Origin of the sequence: Streptomyces sp. NPDC059853, from assembly GCF_042731495.1 — a bacterium.
Classification (GTDB): domain Bacteria; phylum Actinomycetota; class Actinomycetes; order Streptomycetales; family Streptomycetaceae; genus Streptomyces.
Map to the genome: position 1 here is coordinate 1 of NZ_JBHWJL010000265.1, position 7,338 is coordinate 7,338.

3 protein-coding genes are annotated in these 7,338 nt (G+C 78.3%); 1 reads left to right on the plus strand and 2 read right to left on the minus strand.

All coding sequences use genetic code 11. The features are described from left to right. Positions 1-899: serine/threonine-protein kinase (locus ACFV5N_RS22160; protein WP_385602572.1), on the minus strand; the 899-nt coding region annotated here is incomplete at its 3' end. A 128-nt stretch (positions 900-1,027) separates the two neighbouring features. Continuing rightward, positions 1,028-2,749: a serine/threonine-protein kinase gene (locus ACFV5N_RS22165; RefSeq protein WP_385602575.1), complete on the minus strand. Its 1,722-nt coding sequence runs from the start codon at positions 2,747-2,749 to the stop codon at positions 1,028-1,030. 349 nt (positions 2,750-3,098) lie between these two features. On the opposite strand from ACFV5N_RS22165, the gene ACFV5N_RS22170 reads away from it, so the two are divergent. Continuing rightward, a partial coding sequence (locus tag ACFV5N_RS22170) for an FHA domain-containing protein (protein WP_385602577.1) occupies positions 3,099-7,338 on the plus strand: 4,240 nt, incomplete at its 3' end.

Here is a 7,338-nt window from a genome sequence, read left to right on the forward strand (position 1 = left end):
GCGCCGCGCGGCTCCACCGGCGCCGGGTGCTCGTCCGGGCCGTCCGGGTCGCCGATGTCCAGCGGCGGCAGCCCTTCCAGCGACGGCAGCAGTTCCCGCAGCCGGGAGGCCAGCTCCACCGCCCGCAGCCGGGAGGCGGGCGCCTTGGCCAGGCACTGCTGCATCAGGTCCCACAGCCCGTCCGGCAGGCCGGGCAGCGGCGCCGCCTTCTCCGTGACCTGGCGGCGCAGGACGGCCCCGGGGTGTCCGCCGCCGAACGGCGTGAAGCCGGCCAGCGCCTCGTACAGCACCGTCACCAGCGCGTAGATGTCCACGGCGGCGCGCGGCGGCAGGCCCTCGACGATCTCGGGGGCGATGTAGTCGGGCGTGCCGACGACGCCGCCCTTGCCGCCGTGCCGGGGCTCGTCGATGAGCTTGGCCACGCCGAAGTCCGTCAGCAGCGCGGTGGGCGGCCCCGAGCCGTCCGCGGCCGGTTCCAGCAGGATGTTCTCTGGCTTGATGTCGCGGTGCACGATCCCGGCCGCGTGCGCCACCGACAGGCCGGAGGCGATCTGGGCGGCGATGGCGACCGCCTCGTGCGGGGTGAGCCGCCGTTCCCGTTCCAGATGAGTGCGCAGGTCGGGGCCCCGTACCAGGTCCATCACCAGGGCCAGGTCCTGGCCGTCCGGTCCCCCTATGACCAGATCGCGGACGCCGACGATGTGCGGGTGCTCCAGGCCCAGCAGGGCGTGCCGCTCGTGGGCGAAGCGTTCCGCCAGATCCGGGTCGGCGGCGAGGTCCTCGCGCAGCAGCTTGATGGCGACGGGGCCCTCGGGCCCCTCACCGAGCCACACCGTTCCGGCACTGCCGCGTCCGAGGACGCGGTGGGTCGTGTACTGGCTGCCGATGTTCCGTGCCATGGCGTGAGGCTACGACGGCCGTCCGCCGACGGGACCCGCCGGCCGCCCGGCTTGCCCGGGTTTGATGGCAAGCGGCGGCCGGAATCCGTCCCGGCAAGTCGACAAATCCCCCAGGTCGCCGACGCCGGTCAGCCGTTGGGGACGTTCTCCACGGCGTCCTGCGCCTGCTCCACCAGACCCAGCCACTCACCGACGGAGCTGAACCAGTCCTTGGTGGCCTCCCAGAAGCTCTGCCCCTCGGCGACCCACTCCGGCAGCGGCGTGAAGTTCCACAGCAGGAACGCGATCACGACCAGGATCACCACCATGAACAGGCAGCCCTTGAGGCAGCCGAGCCCCGGGATGCGCATGGGGTTGGCGCTGCGCGACCTGCCGCGCGGCTCGCGCTCCGGCTCACGGCGGCGCGGCGGCTCCTGGTACCGCTGCGGCGGGGGCTCGTGGTACCGCTGGGGCTGGGGTGCCTGGTACTGCTGCGGCTGGGGCTGCTGCTGGTAGCGCTGCTCGTCCGCGTAGCCGAAGTGCCCGGCGGCGGCCGTGCTGCGCCGCTGGGGGCGGCGCTGCGGGGGCTGCTGCGGCGGCGGGGGCTGGCGGCGCTGCGGCCGGCGCTGCGGGGCGCGCTGGAGCGGGTCCTGCTCGGGGTCGAGCTGGTGGTACTGCGTCTGCTCGTTGCGGTCCCGGGCGGCGCGCATCTGGTCCGCCCACGGCGGCGGCTCGGCCGGCTCGGCCGGGCCGGGCTGGGCGGGCATCACCCGCGTCCCGTCCAGGCCACCGCCCCCGCCGCCCGCACCGGCGGCACCGCCCGCCGCGTCGCCCGGGCCCGCCCCGGTGGCGGGCAGCACGCTGGTGGCGGCGTTCGGGTCGTGGGAGCCGCCGGGCAGCGCCTGCGTCGGCTGGGCGTCGGGGCCACCGGGGCCCGCGACCTTCACCGGCGCGGAGTCGGGCAGCAGCAGCGCGGCCACCCCGTACGCGGCGTCCGTCTGCTCGGGGGTGGCGTGCTCGCCGATGCCGGCCACCACCGTGCGCAGCGCCTTGGCGAGGCTGACGGCGCTGGGCCGCTCGTCGGGGTTCTTGCGCAGACAGCGGTCGATGACCGTCCACAGCGGCTCGGGCAGGCCCTCGATGCGGGCCGGCTGCTCGCTGAGGTGGCGCTGGAGCACCTGGAGGGTGTTCTCCCCGGCGAACGGGGGCCGGCCGGTCAGCAGCTCGTGCAGCAGGATGCCGGCCGCGTACACGTCCACGGCCGAGGTCTGCGGGCGGCCCTCGGCGGATTCGGGGGCGATGTAGGAGGGGGTGCCGACGAACTCGTGGGCGCGGGTGACGCCCGGGGAGTCGGCGAGCCGGGCGATGCCGAAGTCGGTGAGCAGGGGGCGCAGCGGGGCGCCGTCCTGGCCGCCGCCGGCCATCAGGACGTTCGCGGGCTTGAGGTCGCGGTGCACCACGCCCTTGGCGTGCGCGGCGGCCAGCGCGTCGGCGACCTGGGCGGTGACGAGCGCGGCGCCGATGGGGCTGAAGGGGCCGTTGTCGCGGAGGTAGCGGTGCAGGTCGGGGCCGTCGACGAGGTCCATGACGAGGGCGAGCAGCTCGCCCTCGACGACGAGGTCCCGGGTGCGGACGATGTTGTCGTCGGTGAGCCGGAGCAGGACGGAGCGCTCGCGCAGGAAGCGCATCACGACGTCGGGGTCGTGGGCCAGCTCCTCCTTGAGCACCTTGATGGCGACCAGCTCGCCCGGGGACCCGGCGACGGCCGCCTCGTCCCCGGCGGTCTCGCGCTGCCGGCCCCGCCACACGGTCCCGGTGGCGCCGCGGCCGAGGGGCTCTTCGAGCAAGTATTTGCTGCCGACCGGCCGCACGTGCGCTCCCTGATGCTTCGCTGGTGGTGGGTGATGACGAGTGGTGACGAGACCGAGTTCTCCACTCTAATGCCGCCGCCGGGGACGCCGGGGCGGCCGTCTGTTCGGAAGGTTACGATGCCGCCGCGCGGGGCGATGGTTCCCGGTGGTGGCGGGGACCGAGCGATCAGATCTGGTCAGATCCGGGCAATCAAGATCATTAACTGCGGCTGGCGGGGTCGGCTGTCGGCGTCGGGTGCGAGGATGCTTTCACCATCAGCATCCGATGCGATCGAACGGGTGCGTTCGGGCGAACGAGCAGACGACCGGCCGGAGTCACTCCGGCCGGGCCGGGCGAGCGGGAGGGCCGATGCCGATCCAGATCAGGTTGACCGTTCTGGGGCGGGGCGCCGCCGGTGGCGCCGTGGACGTCCAGATCACCGCCCCCGCCGACACCCCGCTGGAAGCCGTTCTCGGCTCGCTGGCCGCCACGGTCACCCCGGGCGCGGGCGCCCCCGCCGCCGTCTACTGCGAGGACCTGCGGCTCGACCCCCGGCACGCGGTGCTGGGCGAGCCACCGCTGGTGGAAGGGGCGGTGCTGGCGTTCCACCAGCCGCTGGCCGCCCCGCGTCCGCCCGCCGAGGCGGCCCGGCTGCTGGTGGTGGCCGGCCCGGACGCGGGCGGGGTGCACCTGCTGCGCGGCGGCGAGGTACGGATCGGGCGCTCCTCCGGCGCGGACGTGGCGCTGCGCGACCCGGATGTGTCGCGGCTGCACTGCGCGCTCACGCTCGGCGACGACGGCGCGGTGACGGTCACCGACCTCGACTCGACCAACGGCACCCAGATCGACGGCCGCCCCGTCACCGCCCCGGCCACCCCAGTTCCGCCGGGCGCCCAGCTCCGGCTCGGCGAATCCACCCTGCGCGTGGTGCCGCCGGGCACCCCGGCCCGCTCCGACGGGCCCGGACCGCACTCCCCTCGGCACCCGGCCCAGGCCGCACCCGGCGCGGGCGGTACGGTCCCGGGTCCCCCGGCCACCGGACCGGACCGCCCCGGGCCGGGACGGTCCGCGGCGGGCCACCCGGATCCGGCGCCCGCCGCCCCGTCCGCCCCGACCACGTACGGCACCGGGGGCTCCGGCCGCGCCGCTCCGTCCGCCGCCGCCGCACAGGGCACCGCCGCCACGCCCCCGGTGCGGAGCGGCGGTCCCCGGGAGGGCGGCATCCCGTCCCAGCACGACGGGCACAGCGCCGACCGGGGTGGCTCCGCCGCCGGGCAGTCCCACGACAGGTCCCGGGCCGCCGCCCCGGCCCCGGACACCGGGGTCCCGCGCGCCCGGGGGATTGCCGAGACGGGGTCGGACGTGTTCTCCCCGGAGACCACACGCACCGTCCGGGCCGCGCGCTACGGCGACGCGGGCACCCCCCGGGCGTACCCCGGCACCGGCGGCGGCCCGTCCGGCCTCGCCTCCGGCACCCAGGGCCGGCGGGCCGGGGGCCGCGCGGAAGCCGCCGCCCCGGCGCCCGGGCCGGGCGCCCGCACCGGCACCACGGCGTCCCGGCTCGGCGCTCAGCGCGCCACCGGTGATCCGGCCGGAGGCGCCGACCGGCGCCAGGGGAACGGCCCGGAGGACGGCGGCCACGACGGCCAGGCCCGGACGTCCGGTCCCGCCACGCGCACCGTCCCCGGACGGGGCACCGAACCCCGCACCGGCACAGCTACCGGAGGGGACGACGCCCCCGCCGCGCGGAGCGCGCAAACCCGCACGGGCCGGGACCCGGTCGGCTCCGGTCGAGCACCCGGCCCCCGGAACCCGCGGCCCGGCCCGGGCGGTGACCCGCACGCCGTCCGGGACGACTGCACGCGCACGCTCAGCTCCCCGCCCTCCCAGCCCGCCGTCCCCACCGCGCGGGGCACGGAACCGCACACGGGCTACGCCGACCCCACGCCCGGCACCCGGACCTCCCGGCCCGGCAGCAGCGCCGCCGGACGCACCGACCGCCGCCAGGGGAACAGCCCGGAGGACGGCGGCCACGACGGCCAGGTCCGGTACCGTCCCGGCACGGACACGGGCACCGGCCCCGGACGGAGTACGGAACCGCACGCGGGACACGCCGGCCCCGCGTCCGACAGCCGGACCGGCTCAGGCACTGGTCCCGACGGCAGCCCCGGCAGAAGCACCGACCACCGCCGGGGGAACGGCCCGGAGAACGGCGGGCACGGCGGTGAGCCCCGGACGCACCGTCCCGGCACGGCCACCGGACCGGACGGCGCCTCCTCCGCGGACGGCTCCCCTCCCTCCCGGCCCGGCGACCGGCGCGCGGAACCACGTACCGGCCATCCGGGCGATGCCCGCGCCCACGGCGCCCCGCCCTCCGAAAGGGGTGCCCCCGCCACGCGTGGCACGGACCCCCACACCGGTCCCGCCCCCGACGCCCACGGCCTGCGGCCCGGCTCGGGCGGCGACCCGCGCACCGTCCGGGGCGACAGCACCCGCGCCCCCGGAGCCCTCACCGGGGGCGGCAGCGGCACCGACCCGGCGGGTCACCGGGGCCCCGGCGCAACCGCTTCCGGGCGCACCGGGCCCGGCTCGGACGACACCGGCCGGTCGCATGAGGACCGGGCCGCCCGTTCCGGCCCCGCCTCGGCCCGGGACGCCGGGCCCCGCACCGGTGCCACCGACTCCCCCGGCAGCGCCCCGGGCGGCCACCCCGGCTCCCGTCCCGGGGATGCCGGACCCGGGCAGGATGCGGAGCCGCCCACCGGCGCCGGGCCCGGCGCCGCCACCGCCGCCCGCCCGGCCTCGCGAGCCGGCGGATCGGACGCCGGTGCCGCCCGCGGTACCGCGCCCGGCGCCCCCCGTACGCAGGACGCCGGGGCCGCCGCGCCGCACGTTCCGGGCGGTGCGCCGGACGCGCACGTCACGCGGGTCGGGCAGCCCGCCCTGCGCCCGCCGCGCAAAGGCCTCGTGGCCTGGGCGCGGCGGATAGGGCGCGGCGGGCGCTCCGGCGACGCCGCCGAGGTCGCCGCCGCGCGGGCCGAGGCCGCCGCCGCCGATGCGCGGTGGCCGGATCCGGCCGCCATACTGCTGGCCGCTGTCGAGGGCGATCCCCGGCTGTGGGCGCGCGACGCCGCGCACCCCGACGCGTTCACCGTGCGGCTGGGCACCGTGCAGCAGCCGGCGGGGCCGCTGCTGCCGGTGACGCTCGCCCTGCCGGAGGCGGGTTCGCTCGCGCTCACCGGGCCGCGGGACCGGCTGACCGGTCTCGCCCGTAGCGTCCTGGCGCAGCTCGCCGCCCTGCACGACCCTGGCACGCTGCGGATCGTCGTCCTCGCGGACGGCGGTGCCCGGGAGTGGTCCTGGCTCGGCTGGCTGCCGCATCTGCGGCCGGCGCGGGGGGAGAACTGCCGGCTGCTCGTCGGGTTCGACCCCGCGCAGATCACGGCCCGGCTGCGCGAGCTGGTCCAGCTCACACAGCACACGCAGCAAGCCCGGCAGGCTCACCCGCCCCACCGAACCCAGCCCCGGCAGGACGGGACGGGCGCGCGGCCCGCGGACGGCGGCTCCGCGGTCCCGGCGGACGCCCCCCGCACCGTCGTCCTGATCGACGGGGACCCCGGCTCCCCCGCCGCCCGGGAGGCTGCCGTCCGGCTGGCGGCCGAGGGGCCTGCCGCCGGTATCCACCTTCTGGTCCTCGCCGATCCCGCGGGCGTGCGCGCGCCCGTGCCGTGCGCCACCACCGGGGTGCTGAGCGACTCCGTCGCCGGGACCCTCCGGCTGACCGGCCCGGACGGGACGGCCCGGCCGCCGGTCTCGGCGGACGCCGTGTCGCGGGCGTGGGCCGAGCGGTTCGCGCGGGCGCTCGCGCCGCTCGGGGAGCGCGCGGACAGCAGTGCCGCGCCGGGGGCCGGGGCTCAGCAGCCACTGCCCGACAGCGTGCGGCTGCTGGATGTGCTGGCGCTGCCCCGGGTCACCCCGGCCGCCCTGCGCGAGCGGTGGGCCCGGCGCAGCGGGCTGCCGGTCGTGCTCGGGCTCGGCGGTGCGGGGCCGGTGGAGGTCGATGTGGCCGCGTTCCGCGCTCCGCTGATGATTTCGGGCCCGCCCGGCTCCGGCCGTACCGAATTGCTCTGCTCCCTGGCGGTCTCGCTGGCCGCCGGGGCGGGCCCGGCCGCGCTGTCCCTGCTGCTGGTCGAGGGTTCCGCCACCGGCGGCGGGCTGCGCGCGGCGGCCGAACTGCCGCAGGTGGCCGGGCATCTGGCGGCTACCGATCCGCTGCGGATGCGGTCCTTCGCGCAGGATCTGCGGGCCGAGCTGAAGCGGCGCGCGCTGCTGCTGGGCGAGGACGGGGCGTTCGGGACGGCGGTGGTGGCGCCCCGGCCACCCGCGGACGACGGCGGGGCGCACGGCGCGCACGCCGCGCGCGCCACCACCGCCGACCCAGCCTCTCCCGCCTCGTCGGCCGGGCAGTTGCCGCGGCTGGTGGTGCTGGCCGACGATCTGGACCTGCTGCTGACACCGCCGCTCGGTGCGCCGGGCCGGCCGGCCGCCGGCTCCGTCATACGTGTGCTGGAGGCGATCGTCCGCGAGGGGCACCGGCTCGGTGTCCATC